The organism is Microbacterium sp. Leaf161, assembly GCF_001423645.1.
Taxonomy (GTDB): Bacteria; Actinomycetota; Actinomycetes; order Actinomycetales; family Microbacteriaceae; genus Microbacterium; species Microbacterium forte.
Window position 1 is genome coordinate 188447 of record NZ_LMOW01000001.1, and the last position, 19343, is coordinate 207789.

The following is a 19343-nucleotide window of genomic DNA, read 5'->3' on the forward strand; positions in this document are numbered from 1 at the left end:
ACTCGCGATCAGGCAGGAGCGACCGGGCGGCCGATCGACAGCATCAGACGGTTCGCCCAGTTGAAGAACGCGGCCCCGTGGATGACGTCGGCGATCTCGAGATCGTCGAGGCCGGCCGCACGCAGACGGGCGATCTCGTCGGCGCCGAACGCACTCGGGGTGTCGGTCAGCGCGACGGACGCCGCCACCACGGCGTTCCACCGCTCGCCGAGGTCGGCATCCACGCCCTCGTCGAGCAGGCGATCGACGTCGTCGACGCGCTTGCTGTGGTGCGCCGCGAAGCGCGAGTGCACCGAGGCGCAGAACACGCAGCCGTTGCGACGGGATGCGGCCGTCGCCGAAAGCTCGCGCTCGGCGCGAGGCAGCCCTTCAGCGGCGTTGTAGAAGATGTCCTTGTCGACGAGCGTGCGCGCCCTGAGCACCTCGGGGTCGCGTGCGAGCAGACGGAAGTAGTCGTTCTTCGCGCGCGAGGCGTCGACGAGCCCGTCGTAGTGCCGCTCGGTCAGCTCGTCCTCGGCGAGCGGCGGGAGGTGAGGCGTCCAGCCGACCTCGGCGCGGGTGAATGCCTCGGGGTGCGGTGCGATGTCATGCAGCAGAGCGGTCATGCGGCGATTCCCTTCTGAAGTGCGGTCAGTCCTGTGATCACGCGCTGCTGGAACGCGAGGAACGACACCAGCTGCGACAGCGTCACGATGCCATCGGCCGACCACCCCGCGTCGATCAGCCGCTGGATGTCGTCAGCCGACGACTCCCGCGGGCGGAACACGAGCAGATGCGTGTGCACGAGCGCGGCGGCGAGACGCTCGCCAAGCGCCCCGGCGACCTCGGCTGACGGCGTGTAGCGCTCGCCCTCGGTGTTCTCGGCCTGCAGCCCCACCTCGGTGTACGAGCCGAAGGGCCCGGTGATCGCGGCATCCGCTGCCTCGGCGATCGCGACCGCCCCGCGCTGCGGGTCGACTGCCAGCGCCCGGTCGGCGTAGAACGTGCCCGTGGCATCGTCGTCACCGGCGAGGCGCGTGGCGAAGGCGGCGATCAGCTCGCGCTCGGCCCGCGACACCTCCTCCGTCGACACGGGCGCGAAGAGCGCGTCGAAGCTCGCCTGCAGCTGATCCCTGGTGACGGGGCGACGGCGCCGCAGCGCATCGAGCTCGGGCGTCACCCCCACGATCTGGTCGACGATGTCGGTGGTCATGCCTTCTCCTTGATGGTGTCGGTGAGGGTGTAGCCGAGAGCCGGGGCGACCTGCTCGGCGAAAAGCTCGATCGAGCGCAGCACGTGCGCGTGCGGCGCATCGACCGAGTGCACCTGGAACGCCACTTCGGTGGCCCTCGCGAGAGTCGCGTCGGCGGCGAGCGATTCGGCGACCTGCTCGGGGGTGCCGAGGTGGGTGTCGAGCGCGACGATCAGCTCGTCGAGGTCGTCACCAGGGATCGTCTGCCCCTGACGCCGGAACCCCTCGGCGGCGCGGCGCAGGCCGACCTCCGCGAAGCGCAGGGCCTCGGCGCGGTCGTCCGCCACGACCACAGTGCGCGAGGCGGTGATCCGCGGAGCGATGCCCGCGGGCAGAGCGTCGAGGTATGCGTCGATCACCGGATCCTGCAGCGCCGAGAGGGGCGCGTGCAGGGCATCGACCGATCTCGGCTGAGTGCGAGAGAGCAGCAGGCCGTGCCCGTGGATGCCGGCGCGGTGACCGCCCGGCGACGAGAACGTCGCCTGCCAGATGCGGTCGGCGAGCGTGCCGGCATCCGGATAGAGAGTGTTGTCCGCGCCGATGTCGCGCCCCGAGAGCGCGTCGAGGAGGAGGCGGAGCTTGCGGTCGTAGGTCGGCGCCTTGTCGCGCACGTCCTCGCCGAACGGAATGAACGACGACGGCGTCCCGCCGCTTCCCAGCCCCAGATCGATGCGCCCGCCCGCGAGCAGGTCGGCGACCACGGCATCCTCAGCGACGCGCACCGCATCTTCGAGCGGAAGCGTGACGACCCCGGTGCCAAGGCGGATGTGCGACGTCTGCGCCGCGACGTTCGCCAGGAACACGAGGGGCGAAGGGAGCCCGCCCTCCGCCGCGCGGAAGTGATGCTGCGCCACCCAGGCGCGACCGACGCCGTGTTGCTCGGCGTGCTGGATCTGCTCGGTCGCGAGCGCATACCGCTCGGCAGGAGGCGCGTCATCGAGCAGACGTGTGAAGAAGGCGATCGTGGGTCCGGTCATGCGGGCTGCTCCGTTCGTCCGGGGACGGCTGCGAGCAGCTCCCTGGTGTACTCGTGCTGCGGGTCGTGGAAGAGGTCCTCGGTGTTGCCCTCCTCGACGATGCGCCCGCGGCGCATGACCGAGACCGTGTGGCTGATCCGACGCACGACGGCGAGGTCGTGCGAGATGAACAGGTACGTCAGCCCCAGTTCCGACTGCAGAGAGGTGAGCAGTTCGAGGATGCGCGCCTGCACTGTCACGTCGAGGGCCGACACCGCCTCGTCGAGCACGACGATCTCGGGGTCGATGGCGAGCGCCCTCGCGATCGCCACCCGCTGCCGCTGACCGCCTGAGAGCTCACGCGGCGTGCGCCGGGCGACGTCGCTCGGCAGCGACACCCTGTCGAGCAGCGCCAGCGCGCGGTCGTTGCGCTCGGCGCGCGACCCGACACCGAAGTTCTGCAACGGCTCGGCGATGATGTCGACGATCTGCTGCCGCGGGTCCAGCGAGGCGAACGGGTTCTGGTAGACGAGCTGGATACGGCGGCGCAGGGCGCGCAGGCGCTGCCCCGACAGACCGGTGACATCTTCGCCGTCGATCTCGATCGCCCCGGCATCCGGCTGATGGAACCGCGTGATCAGGCGCGCGGTCGTGGTCTTGCCCGATCCCGATTCGCCGACCAGGGCGTGCGTCGTGCCCCGGCGCACCCGGAACGAGACGTCGTCGACCGCACGGAAGCGCTCGCGTCGGGCGACCGCGAACTCCTTGACGAGTCCGGTCGCGGTGATCGCGAACGGGTTCTCGGCGGCCACCGCCGCGGCATCCCGCAGGAACGGCGGCGCCTCGGGCCGACGGAACCCGGTGACGAACGCCGGGGCGTCGGCGAGCAGCTGTTTCGTGTAGCCGTCTGAGGGGGACGCGAGCACCTTCTCGCTCGCGCCCTGCTCAACGATGCGCCCGTCCTTGAGCACGACCAGGCGCTGCGCACGGTCGGCGGCGACTCCGAGGTCGTGGGTAACGAGCAGGATGCTCGTGCCTTCCTCACGGCGCAGCTCGTCGAGCAGATCGAGCACCTTGCGCTGCACGGTGGCATCGAGCGCGCTGGTCGGCTCATCCGCGATCAGCAGGCGGGGGCGCAGGGCGATCGCGGATGCGATGAGCACCCGCTGCCGCATGCCACCGGATAGCTCGTGCGGATACTGGCGCACGCGCAGCTCAGGGTCGTCGATGCCGACCCGCTCGAGCAGCTCGATCGCCCGCGTCCGGCGCGACCGACGGTCGCGGTGGCCGTGCAGCCGCAGCACCTCCTCGACCTGTGCGCCGATCGTGCGCACGGGATCGAGCGAGGTCACCGGGTCCTGCGGGACGAGACCGATCTCAGGACCGCGGATGCTGCGCAGCGCGCGATCCGACCAGCCCGAGATGTCGAGGTCGCCGAGGCGCACCGCGCCGCCTTCGACCCTGCCACCTGCCGGCAGCAGACCGAGCAGGGCGTGCGCGGTGGTCGACTTGCCCGAACCGGACTCCCCGACGAGCGCGAGCGCCTCGCCCTCGGCGATCTCGAACGAGACGCCGTGCACGACCTCGCGCCGCCCCTCTCGGGTGGCGTACGAGACCCTGAGGTCGTCGACGGCGAGAACGGTCATCGTGAGCTCCTTCCGATGCGATGCGAGATGCGATTGGCGCTCAGCACGACCGCGACCACGACGAGACCGGGAAGAGCGGTCAGCCACCACGCGGTCGCTGTGTAGTTGCGCCCTTCGGCGATGAGCAGTCCCCATTCCGGTGTGGGCGGCGGAGCACCGTAGCCGAGGAAGCCGAGGGTCGAGATCGCCAGGATCGCGGTGCCGAACTGCAGTGCGGCGAGCGCCACGATCGGGGTGAGCGAGTTGGGCAGCACATGCCGGCGAAGCACCGTGAAGAACGTGCCACCGCTGCCGTACGCCGCCTCGACGTACTCGCTGCGACGCACCCGCGCGACCTCCGACCGCATCAGACGGGCGAACGCCGCGACGCTGCCGAGACCGACGGCGATGGCCGCGTTCACGGTTCCGAAGCCGAGCAGGATGATGACCGAGAGCGACAGCAGCAGGCCGGGGATCGCCAGCAGCACGTCGACCACGCGCATCAGGATGTCGTCGACGACGCCGCCGATGGCTCCGGCGATCGCGCCGAGGATGGTGCCCAGCGCGAGGCCGAGCGTGACGGCGATGAGGGCGCCGGAGAGCGAGTGCACGGCGCCGTGCACGACGCGCCCGAACAGGTCGCGCCCCAGGGTGTCGGTGCCGAACCAGTGCGCCGCGCTCGGCGGCAGCAGCTTGTCTGCAGGGGTGCCGGTGAGCGGGTCACCCGGGGCGAAGACACCGGGGATCACCGCCCAGAGCACCGCGAGAGCCACCACGGCGATGGCGAGGTAGAGATCCCAGGGTCGGGCCCCGAGCCGCCGGGACCGTCTGCTCGGGGCGGATGCCGCGGCATCCTCGTGTGGGGGCTCGACGGCGGGGTCGGCGGATGCGGCGATGGCGGCGACGGTCATGCCGAGACTCCTGCCTTCGAGAGGGCGCGCTGACGGGGATCGATCAGCGGGGTGACGAGGTCGACGGCGAAGCTGATGAGCACGAATCCGAGCGCCGACAGCAGCACGACGCCCTGCAGCACCGGGATGTCCTGGTTGGACACCGCCTGTTCGGTGAGCCTGCCGATGCCGGTGCGGCCGAACACGGTCTCGGTGACGACCGCACCACCGACCAGCTCGCCGAACAGCACGCCGGCGATCGTGAGCGTCGGCAGCGCCGCGTTGCGCGCCACCGAGCGGGTCAGGACCCACGACGGCGGCGCGCCCTTGGCGCGCACGACGGTGATGAAAGGCTGCGCCTGCACCTGGTCGATCGCCCGGACCAGCACCTGTGCGAGCGGCGCCGAGATCGGCACCGCGAGCGTGAGCACCGGCAGGATGAGCCCCGCGACCGGGTCGGCGCCGACGACCGGCACCCAGCCGAGGCCGAACGAGAAGACCTGGATGAGCAGGATGCCGAGCCAGAACACAGGCACGGCGACGAACAGGCCCGGCACCTGGCGGATGCCGTCGCGCAGCCACGCGAACGGTGCGAGCGACGAGAGCCCTGCGACGAGCACCGCGATCAGCAGCGCCACCACGAGTCCGAGCGACGCGAGCAGCAGCGTCGACGGCAGCGCCTCGCCGAGCATCGTCAGCACCGGGGTGCCGAACTGCGTCGAGAAGCCGAAGTCGCCTCCGAGGAACCCGAGCCCCGCGTGCAGGTACTGCTGCCACCACGGCAGGTCGGTGCCGTAGGTGGCGCGGATCCCGTCGAGCTGCTCGGGCGACAGTCCGAGACTGGGGTCGGAGAACTTGATCAGGATCGCGTCGCCCGGCAGCAGCTGCAGCAGGAAGAAGGTGGCCGTGAAGGCCGCGATCAGGACGATCGCGGCCTGCCCGGCTCGTCGGAGGACGAAGTTCATCGATGCACCGTCGCTCAGGCTCAGTGCTCGGCGAGCCAGACGCCCGAGAAGGTGGGGCGACCGACCGACTCGAAGTCCACGCCGTGCACATAGGTCGCGGCGCCGTAGACCTGCGGCTCCTCGAACAGCGGGATGACGTACGCCTGCTCGGCGATATAGTCCTGCACCGCCTGCGACGCCTCCGCGCGCTTCTCGGTGTCGGGCTCAGAGGCGACCGCCTCGAGCAGGGCGTCGAGCTCGGCGTCGTTCGAGATCAGCGCATCACGGTTCTTCGTGTGGAACTGGCTCTTGATCACATCGAAGTCCGCGCGGCCGACCATCGAGTGGTAGAACCCCGTCTTCAGGGGGTCACGCGTGTCCTCGGCATACGAACCGGCATCCGCCGGCTTGACCGTGAGCTCGACGCCCACCTTGGCGAGCTGCTGCGCGACGAGCGCGAGCGTCTGCTTAGAGAGCGGCTGCGGGGCGGCTTCGTAGACGGTGATCGACAGACGCTCGCCGTCCTTCTCGCGGATGCCGTCTGATCCGGCCTCCCATCCGGCCTCGTCGAGCAGCTCCTCAGCCTTCTCGGGGTCGTAGGCGTAGTGCTCGGACTCATCCTTGTAGCCGAGCGCCTCCTGCGACAGCACCGACGTCGCGACCGGGTAGTTCTCGGTGAACAGGGTGTCGACGACCTCCTGCGCGTCGACCGCAGCCACGAGCGCCTGGCGCACCGTGATGTCGGCGAGCAGCGGGTTCTCCGGCCGCAGCGAGATCGAGTTGTTCACTCCACGGGTCTGTGGCGCATAGAGGGTGAAGCCCGCGCTCTCTACGCGGTCCTCGTCGAAGGCCTGCACGTAGCGCACATAGTCGGCCTGACCCGAGAGCAGCGAGCCGATGCGCACCGAGTCCTCGGGGGTCACGAGCACGTGCACGGCGTCGACGTATGGGCGCCCCTGGTTCTCGGCGCTCTCGGGTGCCCACGCGTAGTCCTCGCGGGCGGTCAGGGTGAACTCGGTGCCGAGCTTCTCGTCGGTGACCGTGAAGGGCCCTGCGCCGACGATGGCCTCGGCGTTGCCCGCACCGAAGTCCTCGATCGTGCCGTCGAGTGTGTCGGAGGAGAGGAGTCCGGAGTTGATGGTGGAGGTCGCCTGCAGGAACCCCGGGGCCGGGGCCGAGAAGCGGAACGTGACGGTGTCGTCGTCGACGACCTCGCTCGACGCGTAGTTGTTGATCGCCTCCGAGACGGTGAGTCCGCGCTCCGGATCGCCCAGGCCGTAGGTGTCGAAGTTCTTCGCCACGGCTGCGGCATCCACCGGGGTGCCGTCCGAGAACGTCACATCCGGCTTCAGGGTGAACGTGTACTCGGTGGCGTCGGCGTTCACGGTCCAGTCCGACGCGATCCACGGCTCGATCTCGAGCGAGTCCGGGTTCTGCCAGGTGAGGCGGGCGGTGATGTTGTTGACCACGCCGCCGTTCGGATAGAACCCCGCCTGCGGCGGGTACAGGTTCGTGAACGTCTGGTGCTCGAGGTACGTGAGCGTACCTCCGGTGACGGGGTCACCGGAGGCGTCCGACGCTCCGGAGGGCGCCGGCGACGAGGCGCACGCCGCGAGGCTCGCGGCGAGGACGAGCGGGAGCGCGACTGCTGCTGCGCGGATGAGACGGCGGGTCATGCGGTCCTCCTGAGAAGGGATGCTGTGGTTCGTGGTGTGCGGGTGATGGTCACGCTAGGGACTCTCCTCGCCCCGCCGCCAATGGAGTCGTCATGCACGGACGTGCCCTGTCACGAGGCGTCATGACCGGTCACCCGGCGCAACGTGACGTAATGATCCGGGGGGTCACCGCGCCGCGAGCGTGGCCGCCGCGGCCCCGTCTCGACGGCCGATGCCGAGACGGTCGCGCAGGGTGCCGGTGGCGCCGACGTCTGCGCGCCCGAGCAGGCCGCGGCGACGCAGCTCGGGGGCCGCGAGGCGGGTGAACGCTTCGAACTGCGCCGGCTGGAAGGCCGAGAGCACGTTGAAACCGTCTGCGGCCCCCTCGTCGCGCCAGGTCTCGAAGTGGTCGGCGATCGTGGCGGCATCGCCGACCACGAAGGCGGCAGGCACGGCGTGCGCCGCCACCAGATGACGCCAGGTGAGCGCGGCGGACCTCCCCTCCCCCGCGACGCGCACGCCCGCGATGCGCGTGAGCCGATCGATGAGCGCGGCGCCGGCGTCACCCAGTCGCCGCGCATCGTCCGCTGATACCTCGTCGTCGAAACCGGCCGCGCGCAGCCGGTCGTCCGGTGCCACCCCGAGCGCGTCGGCCAGTGCCGCGACCGATCGGTTCGTCGGGAAGGCCGTGCGCGACGGCTGATGCCCTTCGGCGAGGGGCACGAGGGCGAGCAGCCGTTCGACGATGCGGTGCGCCTCGTCATTCGAGTCGGCGACGACGGGAAGCACGGGAGCGATCACCGCGAGCGCCTCGGGCGAGCGCCCGGAGGCGGCTGCGATGTCGCGCAGGTCACGCCGGGTGGCGATCGCATCCGCGAGGTTCGGGGCCGCGATCAGTGCCAGGTCTGCCTCGGTGGCCGCGAGCACACGGGACCGAGCAGACGTCCCCGCGTGCACGATCGGGATCTGCCCCTGCGGCGGCCTGGCCACGTTCAACGGACCGGAGACCCGCAGATGCTCCCCGTGCAGGTCGGCGCCACGGAGGCCGTCCGGGTCGATCAGCACGCCGCGCTCGGCATCCGCGATCCAGGCGTCGTCACTCCACGAGTCCCACAGGCGTCGCAGCGCCGCGACGAACTCCTCGGCGCGGTCGTATCGGGTCTCGTTGTCGGCGTGCGCGTCTCGGCCGTGGTTGCCCGCGGCGCGAGGCTCGGCGCCGGTGACGAGGTTGACGCCGGCGCGTCCACGGGTCAGCACGTCGAGGGAGGCGAGCGAGCGAGCGGTAGCGTAGGGGTCGGCGTAGGTCGTGTTCACGGTGGCGATGAGGCCGATGCGCGACGTGACGCCGGCGAGGAACAGCACCGCACTCACCGGGTCTATGCGCGCCAGCAGATACGGGTCGCGGAACTCGAGGTCGGGCCCGGTGGCCAGCCAGTCGCCGAAGAACAGGTAGTCGAGCCCGGCGTCCTCACCCTCGCGCGCGATGTGACGGAGGATGTCGGCATCCGACGAGGGGTTCCGGTGCGCTCCCGGCTGACGCCAACCCGACGGATAGGCGCCGAGGGTGCGCACCATGGCGCCGATGATGAGGGGTTCGGTCATGCCCCCGAAAGTACGAGCGCCGTGGGCGGCCGCCAATCGCAGGGGAAGCTCGGAGACACGCAGCGCCATACGCCGACACATCCTCGCGGCGATCCGGCTGTCGGTGCGACCCTCTACGCTGAGACCATGACTGGTCTTCGTTGGGGAATCCTCGCGACCGGCGGCATCGCCGGCGCCTTCGCATCCGATCTGCGCACGGCAGGGCTCGACCTCGTCGCTGTCGGCTCGCGCTCGCAGGAGTCGGCCGACGCGTTCGCGGCCCGCTTCGACATCCCCCGCGCGCACCCCACGTACGAGGCCCTCGTCGCCGACCCGGACGTCGACATCATCTACGTCTCCACCCCGCACCCGCTGCACCACGAGAACGCCCGCCTCGCGCTCGAGGCCGGCAAGCATGTGCTGGTCGAGAAGGCCTTCACCCTCAACCGGGGCGAGGCCGAAGACCTGCAGCGCCTCGCCGCCGACCGCGGGCTGCTGGCGATGGAGGCCATGTGGACGCGGTATCTGCCGCACATGGTGCGCATCCGCGAGATCATCGCCGACGGAACGCTCGGAGAGATCCGTGCCGTCACCGCCGACCACACCCAGCTCCTGCCGGACGACCCCACCCACCGCCTGAACGCTCTCGAGCTCGGCGGCGGTGCACTGCTCGACCTCGGGATCTACCCGATCTCGTTCGTGTGGGACGTCCTGGGCGCCCCGACCGCCATCCATGCCGTGGCCCGGCTCATCGAGACCGGAGCGGATGCCGAGGTCGCCACCGTCATGACCCACGAGGGCGGCGCGATCTCGACCACTCTCTCATCGTCGCGAGCCGCCGGCCCGAACGCCGCGAGCATCGTCGGCACGAGGGCCCGCATCGACATCGATCGCGTCTGGTACACCCCGACGACTTTCCGCGTCGTGCTCCCCGACGGCACGGTCGTCGAGGAGTACGTGTCCGAGGTGGCCGGCCGCGGCATGCAGTATCAGGCGCATGCGGCCGAGCGCCTCGTCGCCGACGGCGTGCTCGAGGGCGACATCCTGCCGATCGCCGAGAGTGTCGCGATCATGGGCACGCTCGACGACATCCGCGCCCAGATCGGGGTGCGCTACCCGCGCGAAGGAGTCAACCATGGCTGAAGCCAACGACGCCCGTGTCGCCGTCTATCTCGACTTCGACAACATCGTCATCTCCTGGTACGACCGCGTGCACGGACGCAACGCCTACGGCAAAGACCGTCAGCGCATCACCGAGAACCCGACCGATCCCGAGGTCACCGAGCGGCTCTCCCGCGCCATGATCGAGGTCGGCGCGATCATCGACTACGCGGCGTCCTTCGGCACGCTCGTGCTCACACGTGCCTACGCCGACTGGTCGTCGCCGGTGAATGCCGTGTACCGCTCGCAGCTCGTGGCCCGCGCCGTCGATCTCGTGCAGCTCTTCCCGGCCGCCGCCTATGCCAAGAACGGCGCTGACATCCGCCTCGCCGTCGACGCCGTCGAAGACATGTTCCGTCTGCCCGACCTCACGCACGTCGTGATCGTCGCCGGCGACAGCGACTACGTCCCCCTCGCGCAGCGCTGCAAGCGCCTCGGCCGCTACGTCATCGGCGTCGGCGTCGCGGGATCCACGGCCAAGTCGCTCGCCGCGGCGTGCGATGAGTTCGAGGCATACGACTCGCTGCCCGGTGTGGTGCGCCCGAGCAAGACCGCTCCGGCCACCGTCGTCGCGGTGCCGGAAGCCACCGTCGAACCCGCCGTCGAGCCGGCCGCAGAGCCTGCCGCGAAGACGAGGACGAGGCAGCCTGCCAAGACCGCCAAGGCCAAGGCCCAGGCGGCCGCCGCCACGGCTGCGAGCGCGACTCCGGCCAAGGTCGACGAACACGCCGAGGGCACAGAGCAGGGCGAGGCGACAGAGCTGCTGCATCGCGCGCTGCGTCTCGGGCATGACAAGGCCGACGCAGACGAATGGCTGCACAGCTCGGCCGTGAAGACGCACATGCGCCGCATGGACCCCTCCTTCAGCGAGAAGGCCCTCGGCTACCGGTCGTTCTCGGACTTCCTCAAGTCGCGCGAGAGCATCGCAGAGCTCGAGGAGACCGGGCACGAGCGTCTCGTGAAGCTGCGCGACTCGGCCTGACCCCGCACAACTCGACCGGCCTGTCACGAAACCGGACGGTCACTCCTCGAAGTCGTATTCCTGGAAGGCGGCGACCTCGGGCACCCAGCGCTCCGATACGAACGCGGTGTGCGCAGGGTGTGCGTCGTATGCGCGGTACGCCGCTCGGTCGTGGAACACCATCGAGAACTGGTGCTCCAGGTCGCTCTTCGGGCTCACCTGGCGACGGATCGTGAAGTCGTCGACCCCGGGGATCGACGTGAGCACGGCTCTGGCGGTGGCGAGGAACTCGCGCTCCTCGGGGCTGCCCGCCTCGTGCACGAGGCGGAAGACGACGGTGTGCTGGATGGTCATGCGGTGTCTCCGGTCGTCTGGTTGCTGAAGGCGGCGTCGAAGGACGCGGTGGGCACGGGCCACAGCAGCGACCGCACGTAGGCGAGCGCCTGCGGGGCCCCGTGCAGGCGGTCCATTCCGGCATCCTCCCACTCGATCGAGATGGGGCCCGCATACCCGATCGCGTCCAGCGCGCGGAACGAGTCCTCCCATGGCACGTCGCCGTGACCGGTCGAGACGAAGTCCCACCCGCGTCGGGGATCTCCCCATGGCAGGTGCGAGCCGAGCACTCCCGCACGCCCGTTGTGCGGCCGCATCCGGGTGTCCTTGCAGTCGACGTGATAGATCCGGTCGGCGAAGTCGACGATGAACCCGACCGGGTCGATGTTCTGCCACATCATGTGCGACGGGTCCCAGTTGAACCCGAACGCCTCGCGGTGGTCGATCGCATCCAACGCCCGCACCGACGACCAGTAGTCATAGGCGATCTCGCCCGGATGCACCTCGTGCGCGAAGCGCACGCCCTCGCCGTCGAACACGTCGAGGATCGGGCTCCAACGGGCGGCGAAGTCCTCGAAACCGGCCTCGATGACGGATGCCGGCACCGGCGGGAACATCGCCAGATACGGCCAGATCGACGAGCCGGTGAACCCCACGACGGTGTCGACGCCGAGCTTTCGCGCCACTCGAGCCGCGCGTCTCATGTCCTCCGCCGCGCGGCCGCGCACGCCCTCCGCCTCCCCGTCTCCCCACACGTAGTCGCGCAGGATCGCCCGGTGGCGGAAGTCGATGGGCGCGTCGCACACCGCCTGCCCCGCGAGATGATTCGAGATCGCGAAGATCTGCAGTCCATGCCGGTCGAGGATCTCGAGGCGCGAGGCGACGTACGCGTCATCCTCATCGGCCCGCCGCAGGTCGAGGTGATCGCCCGAGGCGGCGACCTCGAGGCCGTCGTACCCCCACTCCGCCGCGAGGCGCGCGACCTCCTCGAAGGGCAGATCTGCCCATTGGCCGGTGAACAGGGTGACCGGGTGAGTGGTCATGGACACTCCTTCGTATCGCGTGACGGTTCAGGCGCCGAGCACTCTCAGCGCCTGGATGCTGCGTGCGGCGAGTTCGTCCTGACTCTCCGCGAGTGGTCGCCACACGGACGCGGCGACCGCGATCGTCGCGTTCTCACCCGTGAAGCTCTCAAGCCCGAGCGGACCCCGATACCCCGCGTCGTCGAGGGCTCGCAGGATCTCCGGCCAATCGGTGTGATCGTCGCCGACCGCTCCCCGATCGCTGCCGCACACCTGCACGTGGGCGATCGCCGACCCCGCCGCGCGGATGGCCTGCGTCGGCTTCTTCTCCTCGATGTTCAGGTGATAGGTGTCGAGAGCGAGCCCCACGCCCGCACCGAGCAACGGCGCGAGCACATCGAGGCTCTGCTCGACGGTGTTGAGCACGCTGGTCTCATAGCGGTTGAGCGGCTCGATGGCGAGGGTGACCCCGGCATCGGCGGCATCCGACGCCAGCGGTTCGAGGTTCTCGCGCAGCTCCCGCACCATCTGAGCGCGTTGATCCGCCGACATCCGCCAGGTCGCGCCCGTGGGTGCGTAGAAGGGGCCGGCGACCACGGCGGAGCCGAGCGTCGCCGCTGCGGCGATGCACGATCGCAGGTAGTCCTGGGTCGCGCCGACGTCGCCCGCCTGCGCGAGCAGCGAGCGCCCCGTCCCCATGGCTCCGATGACGATGGCGCCGAGACCGAGATCGTCGAGCACGTCGCGGGATCGCGCCGGATCCCAGTCCCCGATGCTCTCGAGCGGCAGTTCGAGCGCCTGATACCCCATGGCGGCGGCCTTGCGCGCGAGCGGTCCGAGCGTCGCGTCGGTGAGCGGAGACGTCCACACCCACGTGTTGACGGCGATCGTGCGAGGCATCCTGCTCCTTCGGGGATGACGCGAGTGCTCCCACCCTCCCATCCGCGGGACGCGGAGGGAAGGGCGGGAGCATCACAGAGGGTTACGGGATCTGACGTTCCTGCCACACCGTCGGGTAGCCGGGGAGGTTCTCCCCGCCGAACTTCGCGTAGTGCCCGTCGGGCATGCCCTCGTTGGCGGCGAGGTAGTCGTCGAGCTCTCCCTCGGTGATCGGCTTCTGCGGCAGCACCCACTCCTTCGGCACCTCTTCACCCGCGAAGATCATCTGCGCGGCGAGCAGGGGCGTGCGCCATTGGAAGTTCGAGTAGACCGGTGCGAGCCCGGTGAGACCCGTGTCCTTCCACTTGCGGAGGAAGCTCATCTCGTCTTCACCGGTCATCACCGGGTAGTCGGCGCCGGCGTCCTCGAAGGCCTCGATCGCGGCGACAGCGCCGTCACCGGCATCCATCCAGACGCCGTGGACATCGCCCTTGGCGAGCTCGTCGCTGATGATGCTCTTGATCTCTGCCGGGTCCGCGCCTGTGAAGTAGTCCACCGCCTCGATACCCGCCTCGTCGAAGAGCTTCTCCGCCGCGGCCCACCGGTGCTCGAGCACGTCGACGCCGGGGAGGATGCGGAGCGCCACGACCTTGTCGCCCTCTTCGAGGTTGTCGATGAGGAACTCGGCGGTGTCGATGCCCCACGCGAATCCGCCGATCGGGTGGATGAACGTGACGGGGCAGTCGGTGTCGACGCCGCGGTCGAACACGATCACCGGCTTGCCGGTCTCGCATGCCCGCTCGACGGCCGGGGTCATCGCCGCGGTGCTGTTGGGCGAGATGAGGAAGACGTCGCAGTCGCCCTCCGAGATGAAGTAGTCGATGTCGGCGATCTGCGTGTCATCGGAGTCCTGCGCGTCGCGGGTCTCCATCTCGCTGATCGCGCCGGCCTCCTGCAGAGACTTCAGCTGCTCGTTCATCGTGATCCAGCCCGTCTGCCGCCACGGGTTCGAGATCGAGGCGTTCGCGAAGCAGGCCTTCTTGGCTCCTTCGCTCGCGAACTCCGAGGTGTCGACCATCTCGGCGTTGATGTGCTGGAGGTACGGCTCGTCCGCCGGGCCCTGGGGCTCGACGCCCCGCTCCTCCATCTGCTTGTCGAAGAGCTCCTGGTCGAACCACTCGGTGGTCTCCGCCGACTCCTCCGGGTTCTCCGACTCCGCCGGCGCCACGGACGGGTCTGTCGTACACCCGGCGAGCGCGATGAGGCCGAAGAGAGCCACCCCTGCGGTGGCGATCTTCATTGATCGTCGCATTGCTAATCTCCTCTGGTTTCTGTGTGGATGGTGCTGGTTGTTGCGGGTTCTGCGGTCTGTGCGGGTTCTGCGGTCGAGAGATCGAAAGAGGTCTGCGGGCCTCGCTTGCGCCGTGCGCGGAAGGCCACGGCGGAGTAGGCGACGGCGGCGATGATGATGACGCCCTGCACGGCGTCTCGCAGCGTCGACGGGACACCGGCGATGTTCAGCAGCATGAAGAGGGCCTCGAGAGCGAAGGCACCGGCAGCCGCCGCGACGATCCAGCCTCGACCGCCGCCCAGCACGACGCCACCGAGGACGACGGCCGTGATCGCGACGAATTCGTAGCCGCGGCCGACCGAGGGGTGCACCCCGGCGTATCCCACGAGGAGCACGGCCGAGAGCGTCGCCGACAGCGACGAGATCACGAAGGCGCGGGTGGTGACCCAGGCGCTGCGCGCACCGGCGAAGTCGACCGCCGTGGCGTTGTCGCCCACCGCGATGAGCAGCTTGCCGAGCGGGCGCTTGGTGATCCAGATGCCGAGGGCGAGCCAGCCGATGAGGATGAACACCGCCCACGGGATGAACTCGAGAAGCGGCACATCGCGGATGCCGCCGCGGCCGATCTCGCGGAAGCTGTCTGCCGGGTTTCCCGTGGCCGCTCCGCCCGTCCACCACATGACGCCGCCGAGAAGGGCGAGCATCATGCCGAGCGTGACGATGAAGGAGGGCACCTTGAGCAGCGTCGTGATGACCCCGTTGACGAGTCCGACGACCACTCCGAAGACGATCATGAGCAGCAGCACGGGAATCGTGCGCGAGTCGTTCTGCCCGACGAGGTTGCCGGCGATGATCACCTGGGCCGTGATCAGCGAGCCCTGCGACAGGTCGAACTCGCCCGCGATGATGACGAAGTACTGACCGATGGCGACGATCGCGATCGGGGCGACGCGCTGGATGAACCTCATGACCTGGCCCGGCTCGGCGAAGCTCGGGTTGAGGATCATGACCGCCACGAGCAGGATCACGAGCAGCAGGAACACCGCGCCCCGAGGGCTCACGAGTGTGCGCAGCGCGTTCATGCGCGTCCTCCTTCCGCCACGGGGTTCGTATCGGCGAGCTCCGATGCGGCGGCCGCCATCTCGGACTCGGCCGCCTTCGCGGCGTCGTCTCCCCCGGTTCTCGTGCCGCCTGCTCCGAAGCGCGGGCGGCGGCTGACGATCGAGCGCCGGCTGTAGACCGCCACCGCGGCGACGATCACGACGCCGCGGACGACGTCCTTCAGGAACGGGTTGACCTGCATGACGCTCATGACGTTGTCGACGACCGCGAGGATCGCGACGCCGCCGATCGCTCCCCAGATCGAGCCGCGTCCGCCCAGCAGCAGCGTGCCGCCGAGCACGACCGCGGCGATCGACAGCAGCGCGTAGCCGCCCTGCTGGCCGACGGTGGGGCTGCCGACGCCGAGACGGCTGGCGAGCAGCAGACCGGCGAGCCCTGCGAACACCGAGCACAGCACGTGCGCGGCGATCAGCGGCGGCTTGGTGCGCACACCGGACAGGCGGGCGATCTCCGGGTCGCCGCCGACCGCGTACAGATGGGCGCCGGTGCGGGTGCGGTTGAGCAGGAACCAGACGAGCACGGCGAGCGCGATCATGATGATCGTCGAGACGGGAACGGGCCCGACGCCGGTGGCGCCGATGAGCTGGAACTCCCAGGGCACGCTGCCTGCCGAGCCCTCGAAGTTGGTGTTGAGGATGCCCTGCAGAATGAGCCCCACGCCGAGGGTGGCGATGAAGCCGTTGACCTTGAGCACGGTGACGATCAGACCGTTGACCAGGCCGATGCCTGCGCAGACGAGCAGGGTGACGGCGACGGCGGCCGGCACGTTCGAGGGGTTCCCGTTCATGATCGTCGCAGCCAGCAGGCTCGAGAGACTCACGACGTAGGTCACCGACAGATCGAGCGATGCTCCGAGCACCACCAGGGTCTGGCCGATCGCGACGAGTCCGAGCACGCTCATGCCGGTGAGGATGTCGCGGATGTTCCCGGGGCTGAAGAAATTGCGCCCCACGGTGCCGACGAGGATGGCGCCGACGATGAGGGTCAGGATCAGGATGCCGAGGACGATGACCGTCGAGTCGATCCGAAGCCGCTTCATCGTGCACCTCCGTCGATGGTGGCGCCCGTGGCCGCGCCGAGGATCTCATGCTCGGCCGACCCTGCGGGCAGCTCGGCGACGAGCTCGCCGTCATGCATCACGAGGATCCGATCGCTCATGCCGATCACCTCGGGCAGCTCGCTCGACACCATCAGCACCGCCTTGCCCTGAGCCGCCAGCTCGCGCATGAGCTGGTACACCGCGTACTTCGCACCGACGTCGATGCCGCGGGTCGGCTCGTCGAAGAGCACGATCTGCGGCTGGGTGAGCAGCCACTTGGCGAGGACGACCTTCTGCTGGTTGCCGCCGGAGAGGAACCGCACCTCCTGGTCGACGCCCCTCGAGCTGATCTCCAGGGAGCTGAGCACTCCGGGCACCTCGCGCCTGGAAGAGGCGGTGCGAGCAGCGAAGACGCTGCGGGTCACGAGCAGGGCGTTGTCGAGCACCGACTGCCCCAGCGCGAGCCCCTGGGCCTTGCGGTCCTCCGAGACGAGCGCGAACCCGGCGCGCACTGCCGCCCTGGCGCTCGTGATGCGCGCCGGTGAGCCGTCGACCCGCATCGAGCCCCGCACGAACGGGTCGATCCCGAAGACGCCTTCGACCAGTTCGGTGCGCCCGGAGCCCTGGAGTCCCGCGAGTCCGACGATCTCCCCCGCGCGCAGGGTCAGCGACACCCCGTCGACGAAGGCGTTGCCGCAGCCGTCGAGCTCGAGACGCGGCTCCCCCACGACCGTGCCCGCCACGGCATCCGGGTAGTACGACTGGATCGAGCGGCCGACCATGCGGCGCACGAGCTCCTCGGTCGTCAGCGCGCCCGTGTCGTCGGTCGACACGAGAGCGCCGTCCTTGAGGATCGTGATGCGGTCGCACAGGTCGAAGATCTCCTTCAGCCGGTGCGAGACGTAGATCACCGCCACCCCGCGCGAGGTGAGCCGACGGATGATTGCGTAGAGCAGCTCGACCTCGCGATCGCTGAGTGCGGCGGTCGGCTCATCCATCGAGATGACCTGCGCCTCGAACGAGAGCGCCTTGACGATCTCGACGATCTGCTGCTCCGCGACCGTCAGCGACCCGACCCGCGCCTGGGGGTCGATGAACGAGACACCGAGATCGGCGAGCAGCTCGCCGGTGCGGCGGACCATCGCCTTCTGATCCACGAAGCCGGCACGGCGGGGCTCGCGTCCGAGGTAGACGTTCTGCGCGACCGTGCGCTCTGGCAGCAGGGTGAACTCCTGGAAGACGGTCACGATGCCGTCGTCCATCGCCTGTCGAGGGTGCGCGTACCGCACCTCTCCGCCGCGGTACCGCACGACGCCGTCGTCGGCGGGTTGCACCCCGGCGATGATCTTCATGAGAGTCGACTTGCCTGCACCGTTCTCGCCGACGAGGCCGTGCACCTCGCCCGGACGCACGTCGAAGTCGATGCCCTTCAGCACCTCGACGCCGAAGAACGACTTGCGGATGCCCGACACCTCGAGCACCGGCTGGGTGATCGTCGCGGTCATGCCGCCACCTCCGTCCATCGTCCGTCAGCGGCCGCGGAGGCGAGGACCGCCTCGGTCAGCACGGCCGAGCGGAACCCGTCTTCGAACGTCGGCAGTCCCTCGGGCTTCGCACCGCCGATCGCCGCGTACACGTCGGCGATGAAGCCGTTGAAGGCATCCTGGTAGCCCATCGCGTGCCCCGAGGGCACCCGCTGCAGGCGGGCCGAGTCGGGCGCGGCCGTGGCGGGATCGCGCAGCAGCAGTCGGGACTCGTCGCGCATGCCGATCCACAGCTCCTCCGGCCGCTCCTGCTCGAAGCGGAGTGTCTGCCTGGATCCGTGCAGCTCGAGCGTCAGAGCGTTCTTGCGTCCGGCCGCCATCTGCGAGATGAGCAGCGTGCCGAGGGCACCGGACTCCGTCTCGACGAGGATCGCGACGATGTCCTCGGTGTCGACCGCCTGGCCCGCTCGCTCGTCGAACACCCTGCGGGTGCGCGCGCTCAGCGCGCTGATGCGCTGGCCGATCACGAACTCGATGAGGTCGCACAGATGCGAACCGATGTCGGCGAACGCCCGGGACGACCCGCCGGATGCCGAGCGCACCCGCCAGTCGTCGTCGGTGGGATGCAGCATCCAGTCCTGCAGATACGAGCAGTCGAGCGTGAGGAGCTCGCCGATGTCTCCCCTGGCGACGCGGGCACGCGCCTCGCGCGCCATCGGGTGGTAGCGGTAGACGAAGGGAACCGCGCCGACCCGCCCTCGCGACGCCGCGGTCTCGGCGAGCCTGCGGGCGTCTGCGGCGTTCGTGGCCAGGGGCTTCTCGCAGATGACGTGCTTGCCGGACTCGAGCGCTCGGAGTGCCAGTGCGGCGTGTGTGGCGTTGGGGGTGCAGATGTGCACGACGTCGATGTCGTCGGCGTCGAGGAGCGCGGCGGCATCGACCTCGGCGCGCCCGGCACCCAGTTCATCTGCGGCCAGTCGTCCGCCCGAGGCGGAGCGGGTGGCGACGGCGCGGAGCTCGCCGCCCGCGTCCCTGGCCGCGGTGCGATGCACGCGTGCCATGAATCCCCCGCCGAGGATGCCGGCTCGGATCGTCCCGAGACCGGTGTCAGTGACATCCGTTGTCATGCGGGTGAGTCTGACACAGGCTCTCCGACTTTTGCTAGACCT

General features: G+C 69.7%; 18 protein-coding genes. 2 read left to right on the forward strand and 16 right to left on the reverse strand.

The window, feature by feature from the left end:
• Positions 1 to 8: 8 nt before the first annotated feature.
• The 8 genes from ASF87_RS00910 to ASF87_RS00945 form a co-directional block, all read right to left on the reverse strand.
• Positions 9 to 605, reverse strand: a complete 597-nt coding sequence (locus tag ASF87_RS00910; protein WP_056373490.1) for an alkylhydroperoxidase domain protein — start codon at positions 603 to 605, stop codon at positions 9 to 11.
• Positions 602 to 1192: a CMD domain protein gene (locus ASF87_RS00915; protein ID WP_056373492.1), complete on the reverse strand. Its 591-nt coding sequence runs from the start codon at positions 1190 to 1192 to the stop codon at positions 602 to 604. The genes ASF87_RS00910 and ASF87_RS00915 overlap by 4 nt, the downstream gene beginning before the upstream one ends.
• Complete coding sequence (locus ASF87_RS00920; protein WP_056373494.1) at positions 1189 to 2208, reverse strand: putative FMN-dependent luciferase-like monooxygenase; 1020 nt, start codon at positions 2206 to 2208, stop codon at positions 1189 to 1191. Before ASF87_RS00920 ends, ASF87_RS00915 begins: the two co-directional genes overlap by 4 nt.
• Entirely contained in the window at positions 2205 to 3833 is a 1629-nt protein-coding gene (locus ASF87_RS00925) for a dipeptide ABC transporter ATP-binding protein (RefSeq protein ID WP_056373495.1), read from the reverse strand. Before ASF87_RS00925 ends, ASF87_RS00920 begins: the two co-directional genes overlap by 4 nt.
• Positions 3830 to 4723: an ABC transporter permease gene (locus ASF87_RS00930; RefSeq protein WP_056373498.1), complete on the reverse strand. Its 894-nt coding sequence runs from the start codon at positions 4721 to 4723 to the stop codon at positions 3830 to 3832. Before ASF87_RS00930 ends, ASF87_RS00925 begins: the two co-directional genes overlap by 4 nt.
• Positions 4720 to 5667, reverse strand: a complete 948-nt coding sequence (locus tag ASF87_RS00935) for an ABC transporter permease (protein WP_056373500.1) — start codon at positions 5665 to 5667, stop codon at positions 4720 to 4722. Before ASF87_RS00935 ends, ASF87_RS00930 begins: the two co-directional genes overlap by 4 nt.
• Before the next feature lie 20 nt (positions 5668 to 5687).
• A complete protein-coding gene (locus tag ASF87_RS00940) occupies positions 5688 to 7322 on the reverse strand; it encodes a TIGR04028 family ABC transporter substrate-binding protein (protein ID WP_056373502.1) in 1635 nt (544 codons plus the stop codon).
• 165 nt (positions 7323 to 7487) lie between these two features.
• Positions 7488 to 8903 carry an NtaA/DmoA family FMN-dependent monooxygenase gene (locus tag ASF87_RS00945; RefSeq protein WP_056376271.1) on the reverse strand — a complete coding sequence of 472 codons (1416 nt, stop codon included), beginning with the start codon at positions 8901 to 8903 and terminating at the stop codon, positions 7488 to 7490.
• 126 nt (positions 8904 to 9029) lie between these two features.
• On the opposite strand from ASF87_RS00945, the gene ASF87_RS00950 reads away from it, so the two are divergent.
• Together ASF87_RS00950 and ASF87_RS00955 are read left to right on the forward strand one after the other, a co-directional pair.
• The gene (locus ASF87_RS00950) at positions 9030 to 10025 is read left to right on the forward strand and encodes a Gfo/Idh/MocA family protein (protein ID WP_056373504.1); all 996 of its coding nucleotides are present in this window, start codon (positions 9030 to 9032) and stop codon (positions 10023 to 10025) included.
• Positions 10018 to 11025, forward strand: a complete 1008-nt coding sequence (locus ASF87_RS00955; protein ID WP_056373506.1) for an NYN domain-containing protein — start codon at positions 10018 to 10020, stop codon at positions 11023 to 11025. Before ASF87_RS00950 ends, ASF87_RS00955 begins: the two co-directional genes overlap by 8 nt.
• Before the next feature lie 39 nt (positions 11026 to 11064).
• Here ASF87_RS00955 and ASF87_RS00960 read toward each other — a convergent pair whose 3' ends face one another.
• From ASF87_RS00960 to ASF87_RS00995, 8 genes are all read right to left on the reverse strand, one after another.
• A complete protein-coding gene (locus tag ASF87_RS00960; protein WP_056373508.1) occupies positions 11065 to 11358 on the reverse strand; it encodes a Dabb family protein in 294 nt (97 codons plus the stop codon).
• Positions 11355 to 12380: a sugar phosphate isomerase/epimerase family protein gene (locus tag ASF87_RS00965; RefSeq protein WP_056373510.1), complete on the reverse strand. Its 1026-nt coding sequence runs from the start codon at positions 12378 to 12380 to the stop codon at positions 11355 to 11357. The genes ASF87_RS00960 and ASF87_RS00965 overlap by 4 nt, the downstream gene beginning before the upstream one ends.
• A gap of 27 nt (positions 12381 to 12407) precedes the next feature.
• The gene (locus ASF87_RS00970; protein WP_056373512.1) at positions 12408 to 13259 is read right to left on the reverse strand and encodes a sugar phosphate isomerase/epimerase family protein; all 852 of its coding nucleotides are present in this window, start codon (positions 13257 to 13259) and stop codon (positions 12408 to 12410) included.
• Positions 13260 to 13341: 82 nt separating this feature from the next.
• On the reverse strand, positions 13342 to 14550 hold the full coding sequence (locus ASF87_RS00975) for a substrate-binding domain-containing protein (RefSeq protein ID WP_056373514.1): 1209 nt from the start codon (positions 14548 to 14550) through the stop codon (positions 13342 to 13344).
• Positions 14551 to 14552: 2 nt separating this feature from the next.
• Complete coding sequence (locus tag ASF87_RS00980) at positions 14553 to 15611, reverse strand: ABC transporter permease (RefSeq protein WP_056373516.1); 1059 nt, start codon at positions 15609 to 15611, stop codon at positions 14553 to 14555.
• Entirely contained in the window at positions 15608 to 16690 is a 1083-nt protein-coding gene (locus ASF87_RS00985) for an ABC transporter permease (protein ID WP_082508710.1), read from the reverse strand. Before ASF87_RS00985 ends, ASF87_RS00980 begins: the two co-directional genes overlap by 4 nt.
• Positions 16687 to 18195: a sugar ABC transporter ATP-binding protein gene (locus ASF87_RS00990; RefSeq protein ID WP_056376272.1), complete on the reverse strand. Its 1509-nt coding sequence runs from the start codon at positions 18193 to 18195 to the stop codon at positions 16687 to 16689. Before ASF87_RS00990 ends, ASF87_RS00985 begins: the two co-directional genes overlap by 4 nt.
• On the reverse strand, positions 18192 to 19301 hold the full coding sequence (locus ASF87_RS00995; protein ID WP_056373518.1) for a Gfo/Idh/MocA family protein: 1110 nt from the start codon (positions 19299 to 19301) through the stop codon (positions 18192 to 18194). Before ASF87_RS00995 ends, ASF87_RS00990 begins: the two co-directional genes overlap by 4 nt.
• Positions 19302 to 19343 lie beyond the last annotated feature (42 nt).

Bases quoted from the DNA above. Each gene is read 5' to 3' on its own strand.
- ASF87_RS00910 (WP_056373490.1), bottom strand. From the start codon at position 605: ATGACCGCTCTGCTGCATGACATCGCACCGCACCCCGAGGCATTCACC.
- ASF87_RS00915 (WP_056373492.1), bottom strand. From the start codon at position 1,192: ATGACCACCGACATCGTCGACCAGATCGTGGGGGTGACGCCCGAGCTC.
- ASF87_RS00920 (WP_056373494.1), bottom strand. From the start codon at position 2,208: ATGACCGGACCCACGATCGCCTTCTTCACACGTCTGCTCGATGACGCG.
- ASF87_RS00925 (WP_056373495.1), bottom strand. From the start codon at position 3,833: ATGACCGTTCTCGCCGTCGACGACCTCAGGGTCTCGTACGCCACCCGA.
- ASF87_RS00930 (WP_056373498.1), bottom strand. From the start codon at position 4,723: ATGACCGTCGCCGCCATCGCCGCATCCGCCGACCCCGCCGTCGAGCCC.
- ASF87_RS00935 (WP_056373500.1), bottom strand. From the start codon at position 5,667: ATGAACTTCGTCCTCCGACGAGCCGGGCAGGCCGCGATCGTCCTGATC.
- ASF87_RS00940 (WP_056373502.1), bottom strand. From the start codon at position 7,322: ATGACCCGCCGTCTCATCCGCGCAGCAGCAGTCGCGCTCCCGCTCGTC.
- ASF87_RS00945 (WP_056376271.1), bottom strand. From the start codon at position 8,903: ATGACCGAACCCCTCATCATCGGCGCCATGGTGCGCACCCTCGGCGCC.
- ASF87_RS00950 (WP_056373504.1), top strand. From the start codon at position 9,030: ATGACTGGTCTTCGTTGGGGAATCCTCGCGACCGGCGGCATCGCCGGC.
- ASF87_RS00955 (WP_056373506.1), top strand. From the start codon at position 10,018: ATGGCTGAAGCCAACGACGCCCGTGTCGCCGTCTATCTCGACTTCGAC.
- ASF87_RS00960 (WP_056373508.1), bottom strand. From the start codon at position 11,358: ATGACCATCCAGCACACCGTCGTCTTCCGCCTCGTGCACGAGGCGGGC.
- ASF87_RS00965 (WP_056373510.1), bottom strand. From the start codon at position 12,380: ATGACCACTCACCCGGTCACCCTGTTCACCGGCCAATGGGCAGATCTG.
- ASF87_RS00970 (WP_056373512.1), bottom strand. From the start codon at position 13,259: ATGCCTCGCACGATCGCCGTCAACACGTGGGTGTGGACGTCTCCGCTC.
- ASF87_RS00975 (WP_056373514.1), bottom strand. From the start codon at position 14,550: ATGCGACGATCAATGAAGATCGCCACCGCAGGGGTGGCTCTCTTCGGC.
- ASF87_RS00980 (WP_056373516.1), bottom strand. From the start codon at position 15,611: ATGAACGCGCTGCGCACACTCGTGAGCCCTCGGGGCGCGGTGTTCCTG.
- ASF87_RS00985 (WP_082508710.1), bottom strand. From the start codon at position 16,690: ATGAAGCGGCTTCGGATCGACTCGACGGTCATCGTCCTCGGCATCCTG.
- ASF87_RS00990 (WP_056376272.1), bottom strand. From the start codon at position 18,195: ATGACCGCGACGATCACCCAGCCGGTGCTCGAGGTGTCGGGCATCCGC.
- ASF87_RS00995 (WP_056373518.1), bottom strand. From the start codon at position 19,301: ATGACAACGGATGTCACTGACACCGGTCTCGGGACGATCCGAGCCGGC.